At 65.1% G+C, this 22755-nt stretch carries 25 protein-coding genes; 14 read left to right on the forward strand and 11 right to left on the reverse strand.

From position 1 onward, the window contains the following. Window positions 1–10: 10 nt before the first annotated feature. The 6 genes from ACFPO9_RS18235 to ACFPO9_RS18260 all read right to left on the reverse strand — a co-directional run bounded on the left by ACFPO9_RS18235 (window position 11) and on the right by ACFPO9_RS18260 (window position 3131). Complete coding sequence (locus tag ACFPO9_RS18235) at window positions 11–364, reverse strand: hypothetical protein (RefSeq protein WP_379773085.1); 354 nt, start codon at window positions 362–364, stop codon at window positions 11–13. Window positions 365–375: 11 nt separating this feature from the next. Next, complete coding sequence (locus ACFPO9_RS18240) at window positions 376–762, reverse strand: phage holin family protein (protein WP_379773088.1); 387 nt, start codon at window positions 760–762, stop codon at window positions 376–378. Between the two features lie 18 nt (window positions 763–780). Further along, window positions 781–1068 (reverse strand): ElaB/YgaM/YqjD family protein, encoded by a 288-nt coding sequence (locus ACFPO9_RS18245; RefSeq protein ID WP_379773695.1) that lies wholly within the window; start codon window positions 1066–1068, stop codon window positions 781–783. Between the two features lie 115 nt (window positions 1069–1183). After that, the gene (locus ACFPO9_RS18250; RefSeq protein ID WP_379773090.1) at window positions 1184–1720 is read right to left on the reverse strand and encodes a ferritin-like domain-containing protein; all 537 of its coding nucleotides are present in this window, start codon (window positions 1718–1720) and stop codon (window positions 1184–1186) included. Window positions 1721–1759: 39 nt separating this feature from the next. Beyond that, on the reverse strand, window positions 1760–2704 hold the full coding sequence (locus ACFPO9_RS18255; protein WP_379773092.1) for an OmpA family protein: 945 nt from the start codon (window positions 2702–2704) through the stop codon (window positions 1760–1762). Window positions 2705–2738: 34 nt separating this feature from the next. Next, the gene (locus tag ACFPO9_RS18260; RefSeq protein ID WP_379773095.1) at window positions 2739–3131 is read right to left on the reverse strand and encodes a DUF4398 domain-containing protein; all 393 of its coding nucleotides are present in this window, start codon (window positions 3129–3131) and stop codon (window positions 2739–2741) included. A gap of 189 nt (window positions 3132–3320) precedes the next feature. Between ACFPO9_RS18260 and ACFPO9_RS18265 the strand changes: the two genes are divergently transcribed. The 3 genes from ACFPO9_RS18265 to ACFPO9_RS18275 all read left to right on the forward strand — a co-directional run bounded on the left by ACFPO9_RS18265 (window position 3321) and on the right by ACFPO9_RS18275 (window position 6095). Then, a complete protein-coding gene (locus ACFPO9_RS18265; protein ID WP_379773098.1) occupies window positions 3321–5447 on the forward strand; it encodes an AsmA family protein in 2127 nt (708 codons plus the stop codon). 89 nt (window positions 5448–5536) lie between these two features. Continuing rightward, window positions 5537–5848, forward strand: coding sequence for a BON domain-containing protein (locus tag ACFPO9_RS18270; RefSeq protein WP_379773101.1), 312 nt, complete (start codon window positions 5537–5539; stop codon window positions 5846–5848). Between the two features lie 25 nt (window positions 5849–5873). Further along, window positions 5874–6095, forward strand: a complete 222-nt coding sequence (locus ACFPO9_RS18275; protein ID WP_379773103.1) for a glycine zipper 2TM domain-containing protein — start codon at window positions 5874–5876, stop codon at window positions 6093–6095. A 100-nt stretch (window positions 6096–6195) separates the two neighbouring features. On the opposite strand, the gene ACFPO9_RS18280 is transcribed toward ACFPO9_RS18275, so the two are convergent. After that, entirely contained in the window at window positions 6196–6927 is a 732-nt protein-coding gene (locus ACFPO9_RS18280) for a Crp/Fnr family transcriptional regulator (RefSeq protein WP_379773105.1), read from the reverse strand. Window positions 6928–7104: 177 nt separating this feature from the next. Between ACFPO9_RS18280 and ACFPO9_RS18285 the strand changes: the two genes are divergently transcribed. The 7 genes from ACFPO9_RS18285 to ACFPO9_RS18315 all read left to right on the forward strand — a co-directional run bounded on the left by ACFPO9_RS18285 (window position 7105) and on the right by ACFPO9_RS18315 (window position 13933). Continuing rightward, entirely contained in the window at window positions 7105–7959 is an 855-nt protein-coding gene (locus ACFPO9_RS18285; RefSeq protein WP_379773108.1) for a glycine zipper 2TM domain-containing protein, read from the forward strand. A gap of 153 nt (window positions 7960–8112) precedes the next feature. Beyond that, a complete protein-coding gene (locus ACFPO9_RS18290; protein WP_379773110.1) occupies window positions 8113–8340 on the forward strand; it encodes a hypothetical protein in 228 nt (75 codons plus the stop codon). A gap of 91 nt (window positions 8341–8431) precedes the next feature. Continuing rightward, window positions 8432–8578, forward strand: coding sequence for a lmo0937 family membrane protein (locus ACFPO9_RS18295; RefSeq protein WP_230029538.1), 147 nt, complete (start codon window positions 8432–8434; stop codon window positions 8576–8578). Between the two features lie 103 nt (window positions 8579–8681). Continuing rightward, window positions 8682–9359, forward strand: a complete 678-nt coding sequence (locus tag ACFPO9_RS18300) for a YiaD family glycine zipper/OmpA-like lipoprotein (protein WP_379773113.1) — start codon at window positions 8682–8684, stop codon at window positions 9357–9359. 382 nt (window positions 9360–9741) lie between these two features. Continuing rightward, entirely contained in the window at window positions 9742–12597 is a 2856-nt protein-coding gene (locus ACFPO9_RS18305; protein WP_379773116.1) for a TonB-dependent receptor domain-containing protein, read from the forward strand. A 98-nt stretch (window positions 12598–12695) separates the two neighbouring features. Continuing rightward, a complete protein-coding gene (locus ACFPO9_RS18310) occupies window positions 12696–13289 on the forward strand; it encodes an NUDIX domain-containing protein (protein ID WP_379773119.1) in 594 nt (197 codons plus the stop codon). A gap of 80 nt (window positions 13290–13369) precedes the next feature. Continuing rightward, complete coding sequence (locus ACFPO9_RS18315) at window positions 13370–13933, forward strand: DUF3617 domain-containing protein (RefSeq protein ID WP_379773121.1); 564 nt, start codon at window positions 13370–13372, stop codon at window positions 13931–13933. Window positions 13934–14092: 159 nt separating this feature from the next. On the opposite strand, the gene ACFPO9_RS18320 is transcribed toward ACFPO9_RS18315, so the two are convergent. Further along, entirely contained in the window at window positions 14093–14929 is an 837-nt protein-coding gene (locus ACFPO9_RS18320; RefSeq protein ID WP_379773123.1) for a branched-chain amino acid aminotransferase, read from the reverse strand. 119 nt (window positions 14930–15048) lie between these two features. Between ACFPO9_RS18320 and ACFPO9_RS18325 the strand changes: the two genes are divergently transcribed. Together ACFPO9_RS18325 and cls are read left to right on the forward strand one after the other, a co-directional pair. Beyond that, window positions 15049–17148, forward strand: coding sequence for a site-specific recombinase (locus tag ACFPO9_RS18325; RefSeq protein WP_379773125.1), 2100 nt, complete (start codon window positions 15049–15051; stop codon window positions 17146–17148). Next, window positions 17145–18545, forward strand: coding sequence for a cardiolipin synthase (cls, locus tag ACFPO9_RS18330; protein ID WP_379773128.1), 1401 nt, complete (start codon window positions 17145–17147; stop codon window positions 18543–18545). Before ACFPO9_RS18325 ends, cls begins: the two co-directional genes overlap by 4 nt. 105 nt (window positions 18546–18650) lie before the next feature. On the opposite strand, the gene ACFPO9_RS18335 is transcribed toward cls, so the two are convergent. Genes ACFPO9_RS18335 through ACFPO9_RS18345 form a run of 3 tightly spaced genes read right to left on the reverse strand, consistent with a single transcriptional unit; the run spans window position 18651 to window position 21167 of the window. Next, complete coding sequence (locus tag ACFPO9_RS18335) at window positions 18651–19487, reverse strand: metallophosphoesterase family protein (RefSeq protein WP_379773131.1); 837 nt, start codon at window positions 19485–19487, stop codon at window positions 18651–18653. After that, entirely contained in the window at window positions 19462–20442 is a 981-nt protein-coding gene (locus tag ACFPO9_RS18340) for a diacylglycerol/lipid kinase family protein (RefSeq protein WP_379773133.1), read from the reverse strand. The genes ACFPO9_RS18335 and ACFPO9_RS18340 overlap by 26 nt, the downstream gene beginning before the upstream one ends. Next, window positions 20439–21167, reverse strand: a complete 729-nt coding sequence (locus ACFPO9_RS18345) for a phosphatase PAP2 family protein (RefSeq protein WP_379773136.1) — start codon at window positions 21165–21167, stop codon at window positions 20439–20441. Before ACFPO9_RS18345 ends, ACFPO9_RS18340 begins: the two co-directional genes overlap by 4 nt. Window positions 21168–21319: 152 nt before the next feature. Here ACFPO9_RS18345 and ACFPO9_RS18350 point away from each other — a divergent pair, with 152 nt between their 5' ends. Beyond that, window positions 21320–21532 (forward strand): hypothetical protein, encoded by a 213-nt coding sequence (locus ACFPO9_RS18350; RefSeq protein ID WP_379773138.1) that lies wholly within the window; start codon window positions 21320–21322, stop codon window positions 21530–21532. 104 nt (window positions 21533–21636) lie between these two features. After that, window positions 21637–22659: a sulfate ABC transporter substrate-binding protein gene (locus ACFPO9_RS18355; RefSeq protein ID WP_379773140.1), complete on the forward strand. Its 1023-nt coding sequence runs from the start codon at window positions 21637–21639 to the stop codon at window positions 22657–22659. Window positions 22660–22755: the final 96 nt, after the last annotated feature.

Raw genomic sequence — 22755 nt, forward strand, 5'->3', positions numbered from 1 at the left:
GAATTCGCTATCAGTATGCCATTTGCTGCGCGCGTTTGCGCTGTACGTACCATGCGGCAATACCCGCCAGCGCTGCGACGCCCAGTGCCTGTTTACCGAGCTTGCGCTTACGGATGAAGCCTAGCACGGTCAGGGCATAAGGAGCCAGCACCGATACACTAGTGCCGGTCGGTTTCAGCAGCGCGTCGGCGCGCGTGCGCAGGACCCAGGTCGCGTGGTCGAGCACCGAATGGAACATCACTTCGGGACGCGCCGCATGCGAGATCTGGGCGCGCGAATGCGCCACGCCTGCGCGGTAGAACTCGCCGTCGCGCAGCAGCGCGCGCTTCTTTTCTTCGTGGCTGCGATGATCGTTCTTGTCCATGTCTTTTTCCTTTACATCAGCATGTCGCGGTCATTGCGCAATTCCTTCATCGTCTCGGGAAAGGCGAGCTTGCCCTGCTTCAGCATGGACAGGCCCTTGGCCACGAGGATGCCGGTGATGACGAGGAAGACGATGAACATGACCAGCAGGATCTTCCAGCCCATTTCGTCCCAGGCCAGGGCGACGATGGTCGCGGTGCCGTAGGCAAGCGCGAACCAGGTAGCGAGTACGGCCATCGCGAAGATGGCGACCAGCTCGATCGCGTGGTTGCGCACCTCGGTCATTTCGAGCGCGGCGAGCTCCACGCGCGACACCACCAGGCCGAACAGGTTCTTCGCCAGGCCAGTGATACCACCCATGAGGCCGGGGCCATGCACGACAGTTTCCTTATTTTCCATGGCTGCCCCCGGCTCTTGTTATTTGCGGCCCAGAAGGATACCTACCAGCAGGCCGACACTGGCCGCCGCGGCCACGGTGCGCCACGGATTGTCCTTAACGTAGACATCGGCGTTCTTTGCCAGTTCCTTGCCCTTGACCATGGCTTGATCCTTGTACTCGCTGCTCTTGCCCAGGGCGGCGTCCAGCATGCGCATGCCGCGTGCGCGCAGTTCGTCGGCTTTGACGCCGGTCAGGGAAGCGGCCGAGGTCAGCAGCGACTGGGCGTCCTTGACCAGGGTTTTCATGTCGGCGGCGGCGTCGTCCATCTTGTTGTCGATGGAAGAAGCGGTGGCCTTGGCGCGGACGGCGTCGGTATTGGCGCGGATGGAATCGAGCATGTTGTACTCCTTGTTGTTTGCTAGGTGGGTTGAATGGGATTGCTTATGCCAGCAGGTCGCTCATGTCGTCGGCGTGTTCTTCTTCGACGGCAAGGATCTCGGTCAGCATGTGCTTGGTGGTCGGGTCCTTGTCGCCGATCGCCTGGATCATCTGGCGGTAGGATTCGATCGCCACGCGCTCGGCGATCAGGTCGGCGCGGATCATCGCCTGCACGTCTTCGGAATCGTCGTACTCCGCATGGCTGCGCTGGGTCAGCGTGGCCGGGTTGAAGTTCGGCGAGCCGTTCAGCTGGACGATGCGCTCGGCGATGCGGTCGGCGTGGTCCTGTTCCTGCTGTGCATGCTCGAGGAACTCGGCCTTGATGTGGCCGGTGTTCGGGCCGCTGACCGTGTAGTAGTGGCGCTTGTAGCGCAGCACGCACAGCAGCTCGGTGGCCAGCGCGGCATTCAGCATCGCGATCACCGCCTCGCGGTCGGCGGCGTAGCCTTCGGTCACGGCGCCGTCCTCGAGGTTGGCGGCGGCACGGCGGATTTCCTCGATGTCGAAGCCGTGTCCCAGTTTGCTAGTCGTCTCGTTCATGGTCTGTCTTCCCTTCTTCTCAATAAAGCCAATACAAAATCAGCGCGTCGCCGCGCGCGGCGGGATGGACGCGTTCTCGTTCGACAGCACGATCTCGACGCGGCGGTTCAGCTGGCGGTTGGCGGCGCTGTCGTTCGACGCCACCGGATAAGCCTCGCCGTAGCCGCGCATCGCCACGTGGTCGCGCGGCACGCCGAGGCTGGTCAGGGCCTGGGCCACGGATTGCGCGCGGCGCTCCGACAGGTCCTGGTTATGGGCCGTGCTGCCGGTGCTGTCGGTGAATCCTTCGACCAGCACGGTGCGGTCGGGGTTCTGCATCATGACCTCGGCCAGTTTGCGCACGGTCGCCATGCCGTTCGCGTTCAGCTCGGCCCGGTCGGTGGCGAACAGGACGTCGCCGATCGTGACCACCATGCCGCGTTCGGTCTTCTTCGCATGCAGCTCGACCAGGATCGCTTCCAGGCGCGCCGAGCGCTCGGCCAGCTGGGCAGCCTGCTGCTGGGCCGCGGCGGCCTGGGCCTGGGCGTCCTGGGCTTGCTGCTGGGCGTTCTGGGCCTGCTGCTGCGCAACGGCGATCTGTGCGTTGGCGGCGGCGGCTTCGCGCTTGGCGCGCTCGGCCTCGGCGGTGCGGGCTTCCAGCTGCACGCGGTCGCGCTGGCGGCTGGCATCGGCGATCTCCGCCTCGGCCGACTTGGCCTTGGCGATTTCCTGGGCGGTGGCGATACGCTGCTTGGCCACATAGGCCAGGCGATCGATGGCGTCGAGGCTCTCGCGCTTGGCGGCGGCCTGGTTGGCGCGGTCCAGGGCTTCGCTGGCCTGGCGGAATTCCAGCGGCGCGTAGCTCGCAACCGCCGGGTTGTTGCTGGCGGCAACGTAATCGGCGCGCGCCTCGTCGAGGGTGGCGGTGGTGGTCGGGACGGTGCTGCAGGCGCCCAGCAGCACCGCGCAGGCGAAGACCGCCGATTTCAGAAACGTCGATTTCATCGTGCTTCCTTTCTTATTGTGTGTGCCGAAATAGTTATTGCTGATCGGAATTCGCGCGATCCACTTCCTGGCGCAGCACGCGCAGGTCTTCGTTCAGGGCATTCGATGCCGCGGTGGCCTTGGCCGAGCTGGCCTTGGCCTGCGCAAGCTTGGCGTCGGCCTGGGCCTGCACCGCGAGTTCGCGCGCCGTCTTGTAGTCCTTGGCGGCCAGCGCCTGGTTGGCGCGCATCATCTTGTCGCGCGCCGCGGAGATTTCTTGCGGCGCCAGTTCCGGTGCGCCGGCCGACACCGCGTTATCGACGGCGTTGTGCGACACCGCGACGGCCGCCGTGGCCGGGGTCTTTTCCGGGTTGGCGCAGGCGGCCAGGCTCAAGACCGCGGCGGCCGCGCCAACCCGCACCAGCAGGTGCATCGATTTCATGTCCATCTGTGTTCTCCCACTGAAGAAAGATTGTGTTGGTAACGTTATAAGCCTCTTGCTTGAAGAGATCGGTTCGCTGCCGCACATAGAGCGGCCTTGGCGCAAGGCCTGGCCCGCCACGGTGCGGCACCGCACATTGACGGGATGAGCTTTACGTTAATCTGGTCTCAACAGACTCCCACCAGAAGGATTGCCATGACAACCCAACAGCATGAGGAGAACAGGCCGGCGGACGAGACGAACCGCGGCAACGCATCCGGCAAGCACAAGGACCAGCGCCCGAAGTCGCGGGCGCTGAAGGCCGTGCTCTGGATCGTCGGCATATTGATCGCCATCCCGGTCATCGCCATCATCATCCTCCTGAGCTTCGACTGGAACCGCGTCAAACCCTGGCTCAACGCCAAGGTCAGCGAGGCCATCGAGCGCCCCTTCGCCATCGTCGGCGACCTCTCCGTCAAATGGGAGCGGCCTTCCCAGAGCATCGTTCCCGGCCAGCGCACCTGGCGCGACCACATTCCCTGGCCGCACCTGTACGCAAACGACATCCACGTCGGCAATCCGGCCAACATGCAAAAGGGCGACACCGCCAGTGTGCGCCAAATCTCGTTTTCGCTGAATCCCTTTCCGCTGCTCAGCCACACGATCAACATCCCGGTGCTGCGCGTCGACGGTCCGCGCCTCGAGCTGCTGCGTACCGACGCCACGCACTACAACTGGGCGTACAAGCACGAGAAGAAGGCATCGAAGTGGGAGCTCGATCTCGAACGCCTGGTGCTGGCGAAAGGCGTCATCCACATCAAGGATGCGGTCACCGACGCCGACATCACGGCCGACGTCGACACCATCGCCAACGACCCGACCTACGGCATCGGCTTCAAGGTTCACGGCACCTACAACGATGCGCCGGTGACGGGCGGCGGCAAGACAGGGGGCGTGCTGACCCTGAAGGAGAACATGGATGCGCCCTTCCCGATCCAGGCCGACGTGCATTCCGGCCCCTATGCGCTGGCGGTCCAGGGCACGGTCACGCGTCCCGCGAAACTGGCCGGGCTCGACCTGCGCCTGAAGCTGGCAGGGCCGAGCATGGCGCGCCTGTACGCCTTCACCGGCGTGGTGCTGCCCGAGACCCCGGCCTTCTCCACCGAGGGCCACCTGACCGGCTCGCTGGGCGACGGCAAGGACGGCAAGCAGAGCAGCTGGACCTACGAGAAGTTCAAGGGCAAGGTGGGCGAGTCCGACATCAACGGCAGCCTGACTTTCCACACCCACAAGCCGCGCAACAAGCTGACCGGCACCATCCATTCGAACCAGTTGCGCTTTGCCGACCTGGGGCCGCTGATCGGCGCCGATTCCAACGCCAGCAAGCGCGAACGCGGGGTGGCCGCGGTGCAGCCGAATAGCAAGGCGCTGCCGGTGGAAAAATTCAACACCGCGAAATGGAAGGTGCTCGACGCCGACGTGCGCTTCACGGCGGACCGCATCGTCAAGACCGCCCAGCTGCCGCTCAACAAGCTGAATACCCACCTCACCATGGACAACGGCGTGCTGAAGCTGCGGCCGCTGGACTTCGGCCTGGCCGGCGGCACCGTGACCTCGAACATCACGCTGGACGGCAGCGGCAGCGCCGGCAAGGATGCGATCAAGGCCACGCTGGACGCCACCGGGCGCCACATCGAGGTCAAGCAGCTGTTCCCGCAGATCCAGAAGATCCAGCAGGCCACCGCCGGCGACATCTACGCCCAGGCCAAGCTGACCGCCACCGGCGACTCGGTCGGCGAGATGCTGGCGAAATCGAATGGCGAGGTAAAAGGCCTGGTGAGCGAAGGCGTGGTCAGCAAGCTGCTGCTCGAGGAAGCCGGTTTGAACGTCGGCAACGTCATCATCACCAAACTGTTCGGCGACAAGCAGGTCAAACTGAATTGCCTGGCCTCCGACCTCGACGTCAAGAACGGCGTGGCCTCGACCAATACCTTCGTGCTGGACACCGAGGAAGCGATCGTCGACATCAACGGCACCGTCAACCTGAGCAGCGAGCAGATGGACCTGCGCGTGAAGCCGGAGACCAAGGCGCTGCGCCTGTTCACCCTGCGCACGCCGTTCTACGTGCGCGGCACCTTCAAGAAACCGGACCTGCAGCTCGACAAGAAAGTGCTGGCCATGAAGGGCGGCGCCGCGGTTGCGCTGGCGGTGGTGGCCGCGCCGGCCGCCGCCCTGCTGCCGCTGATCAACACCGGTCCGGGCAAGGACAGCCCCTGCGCCGCGCTGCTGGCCGAAGCCAGGGCCAAGCCGCAGGCGCCGCCGCCGGGCAAGCAGAAACCTTGAGTGCGGTAGTGTGAGATGTCGTACAGACCTTGCTTTCGTGCGTTGTTATTCTGGTATCACTGCATCACGCAACAAAGCAAGGACGCAAGATGAAGCAATTCGGATGTACCGCGACGCTGCTGGCCGCCTTGGTGCTGGGATTGGCGACTGTCTCGGGATGTGCCGCAACCGGTAGTTCAACCGGCCAGGCCATCGACGACGCCGCCATCACGACCGGAGTCAAGGCAGCTATCAACGGGAATCCGAAGCTCTCGGTGTCCGAGCTGGATGTGGACACCGAGAGAGGAGTCGTCCAGCTGAGCGGATTCGTCAGCTCGGCGGACGACGTGGCAGCAGCAGCGAACGCTGCCAGAACCGTCAGGGGCGTGAAATCGGTCAGGAATGACCTGCGCCTCAGGTAATGAAACCCACCGTAAGGAGATCACTATGAAAACCATCAAACAAATCGTCGTTACCGCTTCGCTGGCTACCGCTGCCCTGGCCCTGACCGGCTGCGCAGGCATGTCCAACCAGGACCGTAACACCGCTGTCGGCGCAGGCGTCGGCGCGGTGGCCGGCTCGGTCCTGACCGGCGGCTCCGCTGTCGGCACCGTGGGCGGCGCAGCCGTCGGCGGCGTGATCGGCAACCAGACCAGCAAGACCCACTAAGTCTTCCTGGCTCGCGCAAGTCAAGCGCCCCGCTTCGGCGGGGCGTTGTCGTTTACGGGGCGGAATGGGAACAGAAAACCAGGGCCGGGACGGCCCCGGTTCAGACGAACAAGGGTGCGGGCACGCCGGCGCCGGCTTCGCGCACGATCTCGTAGCAGGTGCAGGCCGCCTGCGCCAGGCCCTCGGGATCGAGGATCTCGATATTCCCGCGGCTGTAGTCGATCAGTCCCTGCTGCTGCAGCGCGCTGGCGGCCTTGGTGACGCCGACCCGGCGCACGCCCAGCGCGTGGGCCAGGAATTCGTGCGTCAAATGGAAGCGGTCGGACTGCAGGCGGTCGCGCGTGACCAGCAGCGAACGCGCCAGGCGCGCCTCCAGCACGTGGTAGCGGCTGCAGACGGCAATCTGGATGGCCTGGGCCAGCAGCGTGTCCGTGTAGCGGTAGAGCACCCGCTGCAGGGCCGGGCTGCGCGCGAATTCGGTGCGGAACAGATTGGCGTCGATGCGGCTGGCGCTGCCGGCGCGCTGCACCACGGCGCGCACCTGGGTGGTGTCGTGGCCGAGGGCGACGGTGGCGCCCAGCATGCCCTCGCGGCCGACCAGGCCGACCTCGAGCGTCATGCGCACTTCGGCCACGGCCATCATCGAGACCAGGCAATCGTGTGGAAAATAAATGTGGCGGATGGGGTCGCCCGGTTCGCACAGCACGGCCCCCAGCTCCACCTGGACCTGGTCGAGCGCCGGCAGCATGCGTGCCAGGTCTTCCGGCGGAAGCGCGGCCAGCAGCAGGTTGGCGTTATGCTCGGCGACCATCGGTGCAGCAGGATAATTCATCGGACCCTCGCGGTTGGACGCCAGGGAAATTGCGCCTGGCGTCGCGGTATCATTTGCTAACAACTTTCAGTCAGCGTAACGGCGCGGGCAGGCGGAGTATGTACGGTGACGCACGGAACCGGGTGTTGTTGACAGGGACAATGGCTCCACCAGACTGAAGAAGAAAAGGAACCTCCCATGAACACGCACCCGACACCACCGACATCCCCTGCCCGCAAGGGCCAGCATCCGCTCCTGATCCTGGCGGCGCTGGCCGTCATCCTGTTCTGCGCGGTCGGCACCGCCGCCATCATGGGCTGGCTGCCGAGCTCGAAAGGACGCACCGCGAACGGCGGCCTCAGCGAGGCCGAGCGCGCCGCGCTGTCGGCCAGCCTGCAGCAGCCGGGCGCCCCCGCGCCGGGCGGCATGGCGGCCGGCGCGCTGCCGCCCGCCTACCCGGCCCAGCCGGCCGTCGGCAGCTATGTGCCGGCCACGCCTTCCTCCACAGCCCCGCTGCCGGCCATGCCGCCGGCGACGATCGCGCCGACCACCGCCAGCACCTACCCGCCGGGCTACGCCGTCCCGGCCGGCACGGCCTACGGCAGCAGCGCCGCCGGCGCCACGGCGGCCGGCTACGATGAACCAGCCCCGGTGCGTGAAAGCCATCCGAAGGCCAGGACCACGACCCGCGTGGCGCAGGCCGAGCCTTCGAGCAACTGGTGCGGCAACTGCGGCAACGTCGAATCGATCCGCCAGATCACGACCCGTGCGCAAGGCAGCGGCGTCGGTGCGGCCGGCGGCGCCATCCTCGGCGGCCTGCTGGGCAACCAGGTCGGCAGCGGCCATGGACGCCAGCTGGCGACGGTGGCCGGCGCGGTCGGCGGCGCCGTGATGGGCAACCAGGTCGAAGGCAACATGAAGGCCAACCACAGCTACGAGATCCGGGTCCGCCTGGACGACGGCAGCCTGCGCACCTTCCACCAGCAGAGCGTGCCGGGATGGCGCACCGGCGACCGCGTGCGCATCGTCAAAGGGGCGCTGCGCTCGGCATAAGGACGTTCCATGCATACCGGCCATGCAGGCCGGGTCGTTTCCAACGGGGCTGCGGCCCCGTTTTTAATTTCTTTTTCGCAATGTGCGCCAGCGCACGGAACGCGGCCGTCCGGCGGTCAAGAATCAGGGCAAACCACACGAAAGGGAGTCCACATGAACAGCATCGCATGGATGGGTATCATTCTCTGGGGTCTGCTTCTCACTGCCTTCGGCCTGCTCAGCGCCGGTCCCGCGCCCCAGCCCGGCGCCGAGATCGCGGCCCACGACGTGTTCTTCCTGATCACCGGCGGCATGTTGACCTGCCTCATCGGTTTCATCGGTTTGACGGGCTTCATGGGCTGGGTCCCGGCATTGCGAAAAGAACAAAAATCCGTGGCTTAATGTACGGCAGCGTACGGAGCACAGCCACGGATCCCGAGATACTGAATTCACGGCAAAGACATCGCCGGTTCAAACAAAAGAGGACACTATCATGCTCTATACTATCGCTGTCGTACTCATTATTCTTTGGCTGCTGGGCCTGGTAACTTCCTATACCGTCGGCGGCTTCATCCACATCCTGCTGGTCGTCGCCGTCATCATGATCCTGGTTCGCCTGATCAGTGGACGCGGCATATAAGGCCCGCCACGCATTAGCAGCAACACTGACCGATCCGTTTCGCGGTCGTGCCCAGCCAAGGGGTGCGACTACGAAACGGATACTTTCTTTGAAGGAGCACATCATGCATAAACACACTGCCTTCATCCGGTCCACCCTGTGCGCGACCGCCCTCGCCGTGGCCGCCAGCGGCTGCGCGGACATGAACGCGACCCAGCGCGGCACCGCCACCGGCGCCGGCGTCGGTGCGGGCCTGGGCGCCATCCTCGGCGCCAGCACGGGCGGCGGCGGCAGCGGCCGCGCCACCCGCGGCGCGGTCCTGGGCGGCCTGGCCGGCGCGGTGGCCGGCAACGTCTGGTCCAGGCACATGGAGCAGCAGCGCCAGGCGATGGAGCAGGCTACGCGCGGCACCGGCGTGCAGGTCTCGCAGACCGCCGACAACCGCCTCAAGCTCGAGATCCCGAGCGACATCTCGTTCGACACCAACCGCGCCGACATCAAGCCGAATTTCCGGCCCATCCTCGACCGCTTCGCGACCACCCTGAACGAGAATCCGGCAACCTATGTGACCATCATCGGCCACACCGACAGCACCGGCGGCGACGGCATCAACCAGCCGCTGTCGCTCGACCGCGCCGCCCATGCGCGCGACTACCTGGCGGCGCGCGGCATCGATCCGAACCGCATTACCGTCGAAGGCCGCGCGGCGCGCGAGCCGGTCGCCTCGAACGACGATCCGGCCGGCCGCGCCCGCAACCGCCGCGTCGAAATCTACGTCAACGAACCGGCCCGCGCCGGCTGATGCCGCGCCGGACGCCGCCCGCCCTGGCGCGGCGTCCGGTGAGTTTGCGTGACAATTGCAGCCTTATTGCAATGCAGCGCCGACTATGCGCCTGTCACCAGAATTCTTGTTTCCGCACAAGCAAAATCGCTGTCGCTAAATTGTTTCCAAGGCATGCATATGTGTATGCATTAGTTTTTCTTATGCATATACAGAAATATTGCCATCTCTGCATAGCACCATTACTATTGTTTATACCCGTTGTATTGACCACACAAAATCACGAATCCAATTTGACTTTTTCTCATCAGAAATGGTTTGATCGTCACCCTTGGCAGGAATAAATACCCGCCGAGGTTGACAAAGAGAAGCCCCGGCTTCGAGATAAAGCATTGGAGAGATTTTGACTAAGCAATTCGCAGTTAAGCACAGCGTCATCGCTGTCGCCCTCACCCTGGCAGCCCCAGGCTTCGTATTCGCACAGGCCGAGCAGCCCGTGACCCAGAAGGTCTACGTGACCGGCTCGAACATCAAGCGCGCCGACAAGGAAGACTCCTCGCCGATCACCGTGATGACCGCCAAGGAAATCACCGCCACCGGCGCCAACACCGTTGCCGAACTGCTGCACAACATCCCGGCTTTCGGTTCGGGCACCTCGAACGACATCACCGACGGCGGCTTCTCGAAAGGCGTTTCGACCGCCTCGCTGCGCGGCCTGGGCTCGTCCTCGACCCTGATCCTGCTGAACGGCCGCCGCATCGCCGCATCGGCCTACGCCGACCCGAACAACGGCAAATCGACCGTCTATGACCTGAACAACATCCCGGTGTCGGCCATCGCCCGCGTCGAAGTGTTCAAGGATGGCGCTTCGGCCGTGTACGGCTCGGACGCGATCGCCGGCGTCATCAACTTCATCACCAAGGACGACTACCAGGGCGCGCAGATTTCGGCCTCGACCTCGGCCAACGATGACGGGCAGTTCAACCGCAACAACATCAACGGCGTGGTCGGCTTCGGCGACCTGGAAAAGGATCGCTACAACGCCTTCATCAGCTTCGACGTCGCCAAGCGCGGCCACACCGGCATCAAGGATGTCAAGGACATCGAAAAAGACGAGCTGGCCAAGATCAACAGCCGCCTGAACGGCTACGGCAGCTACGTCTCGGCCAACCCGTTCATCTTCCGTGAACTGACCGCCGGCGCCGCCAACTTCTCGACCAGCGCCGCCAACGGCAAGTACGTCGTCAACAGCACCGCTGGCTGCCAGGGCAACGTCATCACCGGCGGCCCGCAGTACAACATCGCCTCGACCTCGATGCTGTACAACCGCCAGTTCTGCAACTACGACATCTACGACAACTACGAAGCGCAGTCGAAGGGCACCGACGTCAACCTGCTGTCGAAAGTCACGTTCAAGCTGGGCGAGAACGTCACCTCGTTCACCGAAATCGGCTTCTCGCGCGTCGAGCGCGAATACGTCGGCCTGCCGAAGACCATCTCGTCGACCGCACCGACCACCGTGTTCCGCGTCAACGGCCTGCCGACCAGCTACCAGCTGCTGCTGCCGTCCGGCCACCCGGACAACCCGTTCACCGGCTACCGCGCAGCGGCGGCATTCCGCTTCGTCGGCACCGACGCCAGCGGCGAGAACGTCAACAAGGCCTACCGCTTCCTGACCGGCCTGAAAGGCACCACCGGCGCCTTCGACTGGGAAACCGGCTTCCTGTACAACCGCACCGAGCGTGACGATCTGGGCCACGGCTACCTGTACCGTCCGGTCATCGACCGCATCGTGACCGAGAACCGTACCATCGCCGCGACCATCGCCGACCCGAACGCGGTCCGCGACGTCAACAACCTGGGCTTCTCGCAAGTCGCGCAGATCGACGCCAAGGCCTCGACCACCTTCGGCAAGCTGGCCGGCGGCGACATCGGCTTTGCCTTCGGCGGTGAAGTCCGCCAGGAAAAGATCGGCCTGACCTCGGATCCGGAACTGGCCAAAGGCAACATCATCGGCCTGGCCAACTCCGTGATGGACGGCCGCCGCATCGTCAAGTCGGGCTTCGTCGAACTGCGCACGCCGTTCACCAAGACCTTCGAGATGGACTTCGCCGGCCGTTACGACAAGTACCCGACCGCGAAGAGCTTCGTGCCGAAGGTCGGCGCCAAGTGGGAAGCGACCGAGCAGGTCACCTTCCGCGGCTCGTACGCCAAGGGCTTCCGCGCTCCGGCGCTGTCGCAGGTCTCGCCAGGCGGCGTGCAGTCGTTCAACAACGGCTTCGTCGATCCGATCCGTTGCCCGGACGGCGTGAACCCGCTGCCGGGTGCGGACAAGCTGGATTGCTCGCGCAGCATCTCGGCCATGTCGACCCCGAACGCCAACCTGAAGAACGAAACCTCGAAGAGCTACTCCTTCGGTTCGATCATCAACGCGACCAAGAACCTCGACATCCTGATCGACTATTACCGTATTCGTAAGGAAAACGAGACCGCCCTGCTGTCGGCAACCTTCGTGGCCGAGCACCCGGACCTGTACCCGGGCCTGGCGATCCGCGACAACAACAACCTGGTCGACGCGACCGGCAAGGTGATCCCGAATTCGGGCCAGCTGCTGGCGATCAACCGCACCTTCGTGAACCAGGGTTCGACCGACACCTCGGGCATCGACCTCGAAGTCGCACACCGCCTGAACCTGGGCGAGAACGGCCGCCTGTCGACCCGCCTGAACTACACCTACGCGCTGACCTACAAGCGTTCGGAGCGTCCGGGTGAAGTCGCGACCAACGTCGTCGGCACCAACGGCGGCCTGTCCGACTGGGCGACCTCGGTGGGCGATATCCCGCGTCACCGCCTGAACCTGGCGACGACCTGGACCCGCGGCGAGCACGCGGCGACCCTGTCGGCGGACTACGTGTCGTCGGTCTCGCTGATGCGCCGTACCGACAACACCACGACCTACCCGGTTCCGTTCTGCTACTACGGCACCAACACCGTGCCGGTGCCGAAGGGCGTGTCGACCGGCGGCCTGCCGAACTACCTGTACTCGAACTCGGACTGCAACGTCGACGAATGGCTGACCTTCGGCGCGTCGTACTCGTACACCGGCTTCAAGAACTGGACCCTGTCGGCCAACATCAAGAACCTGCTGGATACCAAGGCGCCTTATGATCCGCGTTATCCGAACGAAGGCTTCAACACCCAGCTGCACAACGGTATGGGCCGCTACTTCCGCCTGACCGCTTCGTACAAGTTCAAGTAATTTGCGCTTGGTATGAACAAGAGCCGCCCCGCGCAAGCCGGGCGGCTTTTTTCATGCCCGCGGTGTATGCTCGGCTGACGTCTTGATCGGGAGAGGCCATGGCAGAAGCACGCATCCGCATCGTCGGCGAAAAGATCCTCGCGGACGACCACTATCCGCTGAAGAAAGTGAAGTACGAACAGCTGCGCAGCGACGGCGGCCGGCAGCAACAGGAGCGCGAGATCTACGACGCCGCTTCCGGCGCCGCCGTGCTGCTGTACAACCGCGAACGCCGCACGGTGGTGCTGACGCGCCAGTTCCGCCTGGGGGCGTTCTTGAATGGCAGCGACGGCTTTCTGCTGGAGGCGGTGGCCGGCGTGCTGGAGGGCGCCGCGCCTGCCGACCGGGTGATTGCCGAGGCGCGCGAGGAAACCGGCTACGAGATCGACCATGCCGATCCGGTCCTGCAGCTGTTCGCCAGCCCCGGTGCGCTGACCGAGCGCATCCATTTGTTCGTCGCCGAATACGATCCCTCGAAGCGCAGTGGCCCAGGCGGCGGCAAGCCCGAGGAAGGCGAAGACATCGAGGTGGTCGAAATGGACTTCGACGATGCGCTGGCCCTGATCGACACCGGCGGCATTGTCGACGCCAAGACCGTGCTGCTGCTGCTGCACCTGGAGCGCCGGGTGCTGGGCCGGCACGAGGCCTCCTGAATTCTTTTCCCCCCATCGGTGGTGCTGCCGGGAAACCGGCGCGCCCGCCACAATGCATCCCATTACAGGAGAACATCCCCATGAAGAAACCCCTTGCCGTCTTGTCCGGCGCGATGGTCCTGGCTTGCGCGGCCCTGCCGGCCGGCGCCCAGACCATGAAGCCGGGGCTCTGGGAGCTGAGCAACACGGTCAGCTCCGGCGACGGCCAGATGCAGTCGGCCATGGCCGAGATGCAGAGGCAACTGGCCAGCATGCCGCCGGAACAGCGCAAGGCCATGCAGCAGATGATGGAACGCAACGGTGTGCAGATGAACATCGGCGCCGGCGGGGCGCTGACGACGCGCCTGTGCATGACGAAGGAAATGATCCAGCGGAAGGAATTCCCGGTGCAGGAAGGCGACTGCAAGCAGAAGCTCACCCAGCAGTCCGCCAGCAAGATGAAGATCGCCTTCAGCTGCACCAGGCCGCCCACCAGCGGCGAAGGCGAAATGACCCTGGACAGCGACACCAGCTACCGCGCCAAGATGCACATCAAGGGCACGGAAGGCGGCAGGCAACAGGTCGTGGACATGGACGTCGCCGGCAAATGGCTGAGCGCCGACTGCGGCACGCTCCGTCCAATCGGTATCCCGCAAGCGAAGTAGCAGCAACGACCCCCACGGGATTTCAGCCGGGACTGGCGCAAGCCGATCCCGGCTTTTTTTTAACCTACCTCAAACCGGGGTCAGACCCCGATTTGAGGCAATTTCCCACAAGCCGTTTCCAAAAACCGGGGTCTGACCCCGGTTTGATTCCACGCAAAGTTACGTGGTTTCGGTGTAGGCCATGTACAGGTCGCGTGCTTGTTTTGCGACTGGGCCGGCCGGCAGTTCGCGCGCGTTGTAGCGGACGCAGGGGGTGACTTTGCCGTAGTTGCCGGTGCTGAAGATTTCGCGGGCGGTGTCCAGCTCTTCCGGCTTGACCGTACGTTCTTCGACCGTCACGCCCGCCTCTTTCAGCAGCGCCATCACGCGGGCGCGGGTGATGCCGGCCAGGAAGGTGCCGTTCAGGGCCGGCGTCACCACCGCGCCGTCCCCGGTGACCAGGAACAGGTTCGAGGACGCGAACTCGGCCACGTTGCCGGCCAGGTCGAGCATGATGGCATTGTCGAAGCCGCGGGCGCGCGCGTCGCGCAGGGCGCGGGCGGTGTTGGCGTACAGGGCCGAGGCCTTGGCGTCGGTTGGCGCCATGGTCGGCTGCGGGCGGTGCAGGTCCGACAGGCAGGCCGAGAAGCCGGCGAAAGGCGGCAGCGGCGCGTCGAACAGGGTCAGCGCGAAGCCGGCTTTCTCGGGCACCGGGATCAGGAAGCCTTCGGAGGCGAACACCAGCGGACGGATATACAGCTCGGCGTCAAGCGGGAACTTCGCCACGCCTTCGCGCACCAGCGTTTCCATCCGGTCCACCGACAGCGGGCAGGTCAGCCCCAGCTTCTCGGCCGAGTCGATCACGCGCTGCAGGTGCGGGCGCAGGTCCGGCAGGTGGCCACGCAGGGCGCGCGCGCCGTCGAACACGGAGGAGCCCAGCCATACACTGTGGTCCATCGCGCCGAACAGCGGCGTATTCCCTTCGGCCCATTCGCCGTTGTAGTAAGTCAGATACATATCTTCTCCCTATGTGGACCCCACAAGTGTAACCCGGCAGGCGCAGCACCGCAGCGCCCCGGCCCGCTCAGTTCGGTGGCGTACACAGCGCAGGGGTGTCCGCGGGTACACTAGCCTTCATGCTCGACATCCTTGAACGCCTCGATCCCGACAGCGACCGCGTCGACCTGCTGGTCGGCCTGGTCGACAAGCTGCGCCCGCGCCGCGCGCTGGACGCCGCCTATGCGCGCGCCCAGGTGCGCACCCTGACCCAGCTGCTGAAGGGCGATCCCGCCCACGCCTGGGCCCTGCGCCGCTACCTCACCACCCTGCTCGAAACCCGCCGCCACACCAGCCTGTACTCCGACGTCGGCATCCTGTCGAACGACGGCTTCTTCACCGAGCTGAAAAAGCGCATCGCCTACCGCATGCTGCCGCCGGCCCTCGACGAAATCTACCTGTCCGACACCCTCGACCGCCTGCTGTGCCGCGAAGACGATTACCTCTGGATCCGCGCGGTGCCGAACGCCGACTGGCTGGAGCTGTTCGACACCGTCGCTGACGCCCCGCCGCCCGCGGATGCGTCGACCGGCCGCGCCCGCCACGTCACCCTGCTCGGCCTGCTGGATGCGATCCGCACCCTCTCCTGCCGCGTCTGCGCGCTGGGCCTGGAGCCGAAGCTGATCCATGCCCACATGGAGATCGAGGAAGTCGACTCGCCCTTCCTGATGCAGAACATCGAGGCCAACAACTACCTCGACCAGTACGGCCGCCTGCTGGCCGGCGAGCTCGATCGCATGGAAGACGCGCGCCACCTGCTGGTGATGCTGGACCAGTGCGAAGAAGTGGTGCTGAAAGTACGGCGACGTGCGCTGGCGGCCGGCACCAGCGTCTCCCTCACTTACCTGCTGCTCGCCATCACCCAGAGCGTCGACCGGCTGCGCAAGCTGCTGTTCCTGGTCGACACCAGCGGCGAGCTGCCGGGCGCGCCGAGCGTCGACCTGCTTGCGCTGGCCATCGAATCCACGGCGCCGGCCGAGCCGACGATCTCGCCGCGCCGCGCCGCCGCGATCGACCTGGCCCAGGAGCTGGCCGAAGCCCACAACACCAAGTACCAGGTGCGCGGCCTGGTGCGCGACAACATCGACCTGCTGGCGCGCAACGTGACCGAAAACGCCAGCCGCACCGGCGAGCATTACATCGCCGAGGAGCGCAGCGCGCTGCGCCAGATGTTCAACGCCGCCGCCGGCGCCGGCTTCATCATCAGCGTCATGGCGGTCATCAAGATCCTGATGTCCTACCTGCACCGGGCGCCGCTGATCGAAGCCGCCCTGTACAGCATGAACTACGCGTTCGGCTTCATGCTGATCCACGTGCTCCATTTTACGGTCGCCACCAAGCAGCCGGCGATGACCGCCGCGCGCATCGCCGCCGCCCTGCACGAAAGCGACCAGAAAAGCAGCCGCTACAGGCAGGCCGACGCCGACAGCATGGCGGCCCTGGTCAACAAGGTGTTCCGCACCCAGGTGGCGGCGGTGCTGGGCAACCTGGCCACCGTGATCCCGATCTCCTTCCTGCTGGCGCTCGGCTACTGGTACCTGACCGGGCACCACCTGGTGAATGTGTTCAAGGCCCGCCACCTGATCGAAGACAGCCATCCCTGGCAATCGCTGGCCCTGCTGCATGCTGCCATCGCCGGGGTCTGGCTGTTCGTCTCCGGCCTGGTGTCCGGCTATTACGACAACAAGGCCCTGTACACCCGCATGGCCCTGCGCGTGCAGCAGCTGCACGGCTTGCGGCGCCTGCTGGGCAAGGAACGCCTGGCGCGCTTCGGCCGCTACGTCGAAGACAATCTCGGCGGCCTGATGGGCAATGCGGTGTTCGGTCTCCTGATGGGCGTCACGGCCATGCTCGGCTTCCTGCTCGGCCTGCCGCTCGACGTGCGCCACGTGACCTTCTCCTCTGCCAACTTTGCGATCGGCTTCGTCGGCCTCGACTACCAGGTCGACCGGGAAACCATCGTCATCACGGTGCTGGGCATCGTCCTGATCGCCATGGTCAACCTGCTGGTCAGTTTCGGGCTGGCGCTGTGGGTCGCGCTGCGCGCCCGCAAGATCCGCTTCTACCACGGCTTCGCGCTGCTGCGCGCGCTGGGCCGGCGCCTGCGCATGGCGCCGCTGGACTTCTTCATCGGCCCCAAAGCCGATTTTCTGAACGAACAAGCAAAAGGTGCCGAATGAACTCCCCTAGCAAGCAAAGCCGGCAAGCCTGGCAATCCTGGATAAGCGCCCTGTGCCTGGGGCTGTGCCTGATCGCCTGCAAGTCCCTGCCCGAGGTCGACCCGGCCGCACCGGACAAGGCCACGCCCGCCGTCGCTACGACCCGCGGCACGCTGGCGCCGAAGCAGGCTTCGGCGCTGGTCTCGAAGCGCTGGGCCAGTGCCACGACCGACCTCAAGGCCATGGCATTGCTGGAGGAAGAAGCGACCGGGGTGCCGCTCATCGCCGGCAACCGCGTGACCCTGTTGTTCGACGGCCCAGCCACCATGCGCGAGATGATGGCCGCGGCGCGCGCCGCCACCAGCTCGATCAACCTCGAGACCTATATCTTCGACCAGGACCAGATCGGCAACGAATTCGCCGACGTGCTGATCGAGAAGCAGCGCCAGGGCGTGGCCGTGAACATCATGGTCGACGCGGTCGGTGCGATCGCCACCCCGGCCGCCTTCTTCGAGCGCATGCGCGCGGCCGGCATCCGGGTCCTGGTCTTCAACCCGGTCAACCCGGCCAAGGCCAAGGGCAACTGGGACCTGAACAACCGCAACCACCGCAAGCTGATGGTGGTCGACGGCCGCATCGCCTTCACCGGCGGCATCAACATCAGCTCGACCTATGCCAACAGCTCGCTGTTCCGCTCGAAATTCAAGAAGGAAACCGCGGACGGGAAAAAGGTCGGCTGGCGCGACACCCACGTCAAGATCGAGGGGCCGGCGGTGGCGCCGCTGCAGTGGTCCTTCGTCAACCTGTGGGTGGAGCAGGAAGGCGGCGAGCTGCCGAACGCCGAGTACTTCCCCACCCTGAGCGCCGCCGGCGACAAGCTGGTCCGCGTCCTGGCCGGCAATCCGGAAGGCGACTCGAGCATCTACAAGGCGCTGATGGTCGCCATCCAGGAGTCCAAAAAAAGCATCCACATCACCTCGGCCTACTTCGTGCCCGACCAGCAGATCGTCGACGCCCTCGGCGCCGCCGCCCGCCGCGGGGTGGACGTCAGGCTGGTGCTGCCGGGCGTGTCCGACCACAGCATGATCCGTTACGCCGGCCAGGGCTTCTACGACCAGCTATTGAAGGCCGGTGTGAAGATCTTCGAGCTGCAGGTGGCGGTGCTGCACGCCAAGACGGCGGTGATCGACGGCGCCTGGTCGACCATCGGCTCGGCGAATATCGACCGCCGCAGCTTCCTGCACAACTATGAGTTGAATGTGGTGGTGCTGGATCCGGCCTTCGGGCAGGCGATGGAGAGCGCCTTCAATGAGGATTTGCGGGATTCGAAGGAAGTGACGCTGGAGCGGTGGAAGCACCGGCCGTGGATGGACAGGATCCGGGAGTGGGCGGCAAGGTTGGGGGAATACTGGATCTGATATCGTCGTCCCCGCGAAGGCGGGGACCCAAGTCGGACGAGCAGTCGAAACGCATGCAAACCTGGATTCCCGCCTTCGCGGGAATGACGTTTGTGGGCAGCGGGCCTAGATCCCTGCCGCCAGCATCCCTTCATTCACCTCCGTCCAGATATTCCCGCTCCGCATGAACTTCTCGGTCGCCAGCAACTGGAACTGCTTGTGCACCGCATCCCAGCCATACCGGTCCACCTCGATCTTTTGCGGGTCGGTCCGGATCACATTGAAGGAATTCACCTCGCCCCGGCCCCGGGTCGAGGTCGCGGTCCCGGCCTGCACCACCAGCGCCGCGTACTCGCTGATCTTGTAGCGCGCCTGGGTGTTGCCGGCGTGGCTCTTGTGCAGGTGGCCGGCCATCAGCAGGTCGACGCCGGTCTCGGCGAAGGCGTCCATCGCCATCTGGGCGCGATCGACCAGGTCGTCTTCTTCGGCGCCCTCCGGCAGGTCGAAGGGATGGTGCGTGACGACCACCCGCACCACCCCGGGCGGGAGCCCGGCCAGAGTCTCGCGGATCTTCGCCACCTGTTCCCGGTTGACGCGCCCGTCCTTCCAGGTGAGCGAGCGCGCGGTGTTCACGCCCAGCACCGCCACCTCTTCGTCGATGTAGACCGGGTCGAGGTCGTCGGTGATGTAGCGCTTGTAGCGGTCCAGCGGCAGCACGAAGCGGCGGAACACGTTGTACAGCGAGATGTCGTGGTTGCCGGGGACGATGACCTGCGGTCCCGGCAAGGTGTCGAGCCAGGCCTTGGCTTCCTCGAACTGCTCGCTTTTCGCGCGCTGCGTCAGGTCGCCGGAGACCACCACCACGGTCGGCGCGATCTTGTGGACCAGGTCGCGCAGCGGGTCCAGGAGTTCGGCGTCGACGCGGCCGAAATGCAGGTCAGAGAGGTGTACGAGTGTGCGCATGGGGGTCAAGCTCCTTTCCCGAAGTCTTTGTCGTTGTCGTCGATACGATTGTCGCAGCCGGGACCAGCACCGTCAGTGCGCCAGGCCGCACCCGGTAGCGCAAGGGCGTGTCCATCTGCGTGACTTCGCCATCCAGGGCCACGTGCATCCGCTTGTGATGGGTGCCGATCTCGAAGCCCTCCGCTTCCAGCACGTCGAAGTCGCGCTCGCTGCCCAGCTTGCCCAGCAAGGCGTCGACGGCAAAGCGCAGCAGGCCGAGGCGGGTCGGATGCTGGGCCACGTACAGGCTCAGTAGTCCGTCGTCGAGGCGGTCGCGCTCGCCGATCGCCAGGCCCTGCATGGTGTAGCGGTTGTTGCCGATGAAGACGAAGGGCGTGCGCCGCGCCAGCGTTTCGCCCTTGACGGTCAGGCGCATCGACAGGAAGGGATAGCGGCGCAGCGCGGCCAGGGTCGCCCACAGCGCCGCCGGCCACTTGCCGCGGCCCAGGCGGCGCTGCTGCTTCTCGCGGTCGCGCACGATGTCCGGATACAGGCCGAGGCTGGAGTTGTTCAGGAAGATGCGGCCGTTGACTTCGCCGGCGTCGACCTGGCGCGGCACGCCGCCGGCCAGGTTGCGCACGGCCTCGTCGAGGTCGAGCGGAATGCCGAGGTCCTTCGCGAAATGGTTCAGGGTCCCGAGCGGCAGCACGCCGAAGTGCACGCCGCTGCCCGCCATCACGGAGGCGACCGCGTTGATGGTGCCGTCGCCGCCGCCGGCCGCCACCATCTGCGCGCCGTTCTCCAGTGCGCGCCGCGCGGCGGCGATCATCTCTTCGCCGTCCTTGGCCAGCACCAGTTCGGCGTCCAGGCCGGCCTCGCGCAGTTTGGCGCGCAGGTCCTCCGCGGCCTGGTCGTCATGGCCATGGCCGGCGCCGCCGTTGACGATCACGGTGACCGGTTTCGTGCGCGCGTTCATGCCGATACCTCCTGCCCGCGCGCACGCGCGATGCGGCGCCGGTGAAGGGTCGAGATGGCGGTGATACAGACCGCCAGCCAGGCCGCGCCTTCCGCGGCGGCGGCCAGCACGTCGGACAGGTAGTGCACGCCCAGGTACATGCGCGACAGCGCCACCAGCATCACCATCGCCACGCAGGCGGCGACGATGGCGGCGCGCGCCGGCCAGGTCCGCACGCGGCGCACCAGGTAGCAGGCCAGCAGGCCGTAGAACACGGTCGCGGCCGCCGTGTGGCCGCTGGGGAAGCTATACGTGGACAAGGTCAACAGGGGATCCTCCAGGCTGGGACGGGCGCGTTGAAAAATATTCTTGAGGGCGAGGTTGAGCAGCATCCCGCCCGGCACCGCCGCCAGCACCACCACCAGCCAGTAGTGCGCCTTACGGTACCAGAACCAGGCGGCCAGCAGCACGCCCATGACGCTGGAACCGGCGATGCCGTTCCAGTGCGTGATGAAGAGCATGAGCTCGGTGAAGCCGGCGGTGGCGCGCTCGCGGAACCAGTGCGCCAGCTGGACGTCGATGAGGGTGATCTTGTCGCCCTCGACCACGTCCTCGGCGATCTCACCGAAGGCCAGGGCCGCAAGCAGGATCAGCGCCACGCCGATGGTGAAATGCAGGCCCGTCTCCCCTTCTGGAGAGAAGCGCGCGGCGACGAAGCGGTGCAGTCTGGAGACGGGATTCAGCATGCCGCTCCAGATGGGGCGATTTGGTGAAAATACAACAGTTGCGAAAAAGAACTGGGGATGCGTACAGTAACTGTGGATTTATACAGTACTTGTGATATTCTAGCTTCACTGCAACACAACATTGACCAACATAATTCGATTAAGGGATCGTCATGACTACTCTGAACAGCTCCTTCGGCCTGGAATACGCACCGACCCCGTTCCTTGTCCGCCTTGGCCGCCGCGAGATTCTGGTTACCCGTGATTTCCGCAAGCGTTTCTATGCAGTCAACCCGATCATCGAATTCGACACCGGCGTCGTGCCGGGTCACCTGGAAGTGCTGCTGTTCCGCCGCTGGCTGCTGATCCTGTCCAAGGCGCATTAAAAGTCGGCGCACTGAAAAGCGCATAAGGTTCATCGTTTTAATTCGTTTTCTTTCGCTGAGCAGGAACCTAATCTAAGGCTTCCTCACTGCACCGAAAGAAAACGATGGTTCATAAAAAAATCGCCGCTGCGCTGGCCCTGTTCGCGCTTCTCGGCTCTACCCTGGGCCAGTCCGCCGCCTACGCCGCCGACATCACCCTGCTGAACGTGTCCTACGACCCGACGCGGGAGCTGTACCAGGACTTCAACCAGGCCTTCGCCCGCCAGTGGAAGGCCAGGACCGGCGACAACCTCACCATCAAGCAGTCGCATGGCGGGTCCGGCAAGCAGGCCCGCTCGGTGATCGACGGCCTGTCCGCCGACATCGTCACGCTGGCGCTGGCCTATGACATCGATGCTATCAGCGAACGCGGCCTTATCGCGCACAACTGGCAGGGCCGCCTGGCGCATCGCAGCGCCCCCTACACCTCGACCATCGTGTTCCTGGTGCGCAAGGGCAATCCGAAGGCGATCCGCGACTGGGGCGACCTGGTCAAGCCGGGCGTCTCCGTCATCACGCCGAATCCGAAGACCTCGGGCGGCGCCCGCTGGAACCACCTGGCGGCCTACGGCTATGCCCTGCGCCAGCCGGGCGGCAACGACGCCAAGGCGCGCGACTACCTCGCCAAACTGTACAAGAACGTGCCGGTGCTGGATTCCGGCGCACGCGGCGCCACCACCACCTTCGTGGAGCGCGGCATCGGCGACGTCCTGATCGCCTGGGAAAACGAAGCCTTGTTGGCCGTCAAGGAGCTCGGCCCGGACAAGTTCGAAATCGTCGCTCCCTCCGTCAGCATCCTGGCCGAGCCGCCGGTGGCGGTGGTCGACAAGGTGGTCGACAAGCACGGTACCCGCGCCGTTGCGGAAGCCTATCTGCAATACCTGTACAGCGCCGAAGGCCAGCAGATCGCCGCCAAGAATTACTACCGCCCGGTGGTCGAGCCCTACGCCAAGCAATACGCGGCGCAATTCCCGAAGGTCGCGCTGTTCACCATCGCCGACATCGCCGGCGACTGGACCAAGGCGCAGAAGACCCACTTCGCGGATGGCGGCGTGTTTGATCAGATCTATCAGCCTGGCAAGAAATAATAGTTGACCCGTCGTCCCCGCCTTCGCGCCTTCGCGGGGACGACGTTTTGACGCGTGCGACTTGAATTCCCGGACTTGGTCACGATTGTCGTGTTC

It is taken from the genome of Massilia aerilata (assembly GCF_042656905.1).
GTDB lineage: Bacteria > Pseudomonadota > Gammaproteobacteria > Burkholderiales > Burkholderiaceae_D > Telluria > Telluria aerilata.

Excerpts from the sequence above, each read along its gene's own strand:
- ACFPO9_RS18235 (WP_379773085.1), bottom strand. The coding sequence starts at position 364 with ATGGACAAGAACGATCATCGCAGCCACGAAGAAAAGAAGCGCGCGCTG.
- ACFPO9_RS18240 (WP_379773088.1), bottom strand. The coding sequence starts at position 762 with ATGGAAAATAAGGAAACTGTCGTGCATGGCCCCGGCCTCATGGGTGGT.
- ACFPO9_RS18245 (WP_379773695.1), bottom strand. The coding sequence starts at position 1,068 with ATGGACGACGCCGCCGCCGACATGAAAACCCTGGTCAAGGACGCCCAG.
- ACFPO9_RS18250 (WP_379773090.1), bottom strand. The coding sequence starts at position 1,720 with ATGAACGAGACGACTAGCAAACTGGGACACGGCTTCGACATCGAGGAA.
- ACFPO9_RS18255 (WP_379773092.1), bottom strand. The coding sequence starts at position 2,704 with ATGAAATCGACGTTTCTGAAATCGGCGGTCTTCGCCTGCGCGGTGCTG.
- ACFPO9_RS18260 (WP_379773095.1), bottom strand. The coding sequence starts at position 3,131 with ATGGACATGAAATCGATGCACCTGCTGGTGCGGGTTGGCGCGGCCGCC.
- ACFPO9_RS18265 (WP_379773098.1), top strand. The coding sequence starts at position 3,321 with ATGACAACCCAACAGCATGAGGAGAACAGGCCGGCGGACGAGACGAAC.
- ACFPO9_RS18270 (WP_379773101.1), top strand. The coding sequence starts at position 5,537 with ATGAAGCAATTCGGATGTACCGCGACGCTGCTGGCCGCCTTGGTGCTG.
- ACFPO9_RS18275 (WP_379773103.1), top strand. The coding sequence starts at position 5,874 with ATGAAAACCATCAAACAAATCGTCGTTACCGCTTCGCTGGCTACCGCT.
- ACFPO9_RS18280 (WP_379773105.1), bottom strand. The coding sequence starts at position 6,927 with ATGAATTATCCTGCTGCACCGATGGTCGCCGAGCATAACGCCAACCTG.
- ACFPO9_RS18285 (WP_379773108.1), top strand. The coding sequence starts at position 7,105 with ATGAACACGCACCCGACACCACCGACATCCCCTGCCCGCAAGGGCCAG.
- ACFPO9_RS18290 (WP_379773110.1), top strand. The coding sequence starts at position 8,113 with ATGAACAGCATCGCATGGATGGGTATCATTCTCTGGGGTCTGCTTCTC.
- ACFPO9_RS18295 (WP_230029538.1), top strand. The coding sequence starts at position 8,432 with ATGCTCTATACTATCGCTGTCGTACTCATTATTCTTTGGCTGCTGGGC.
- ACFPO9_RS18300 (WP_379773113.1), top strand. The coding sequence starts at position 8,682 with ATGCATAAACACACTGCCTTCATCCGGTCCACCCTGTGCGCGACCGCC.
- ACFPO9_RS18310 (WP_379773119.1), top strand. The coding sequence starts at position 12,696 with ATGGCAGAAGCACGCATCCGCATCGTCGGCGAAAAGATCCTCGCGGAC.
- ACFPO9_RS18315 (WP_379773121.1), top strand. The coding sequence starts at position 13,370 with ATGAAGAAACCCCTTGCCGTCTTGTCCGGCGCGATGGTCCTGGCTTGC.
- ACFPO9_RS18320 (WP_379773123.1), bottom strand. The coding sequence starts at position 14,929 with ATGTATCTGACTTACTACAACGGCGAATGGGCCGAAGGGAATACGCCG.
- ACFPO9_RS18325 (WP_379773125.1), top strand. The coding sequence starts at position 15,049 with ATGCTCGACATCCTTGAACGCCTCGATCCCGACAGCGACCGCGTCGAC.
- cls (WP_379773128.1), top strand. The coding sequence starts at position 17,145 with ATGAACTCCCCTAGCAAGCAAAGCCGGCAAGCCTGGCAATCCTGGATA.
- ACFPO9_RS18335 (WP_379773131.1), bottom strand. The coding sequence starts at position 19,487 with ATGCGCACACTCGTACACCTCTCTGACCTGCATTTCGGCCGCGTCGAC.
- ACFPO9_RS18340 (WP_379773133.1), bottom strand. The coding sequence starts at position 20,442 with ATGAACGCGCGCACGAAACCGGTCACCGTGATCGTCAACGGCGGCGCC.
- ACFPO9_RS18345 (WP_379773136.1), bottom strand. The coding sequence starts at position 21,167 with ATGCTGAATCCCGTCTCCAGACTGCACCGCTTCGTCGCCGCGCGCTTC.
- ACFPO9_RS18350 (WP_379773138.1), top strand. The coding sequence starts at position 21,320 with ATGACTACTCTGAACAGCTCCTTCGGCCTGGAATACGCACCGACCCCG.
- ACFPO9_RS18355 (WP_379773140.1), top strand. The coding sequence starts at position 21,637 with ATGGTTCATAAAAAAATCGCCGCTGCGCTGGCCCTGTTCGCGCTTCTC.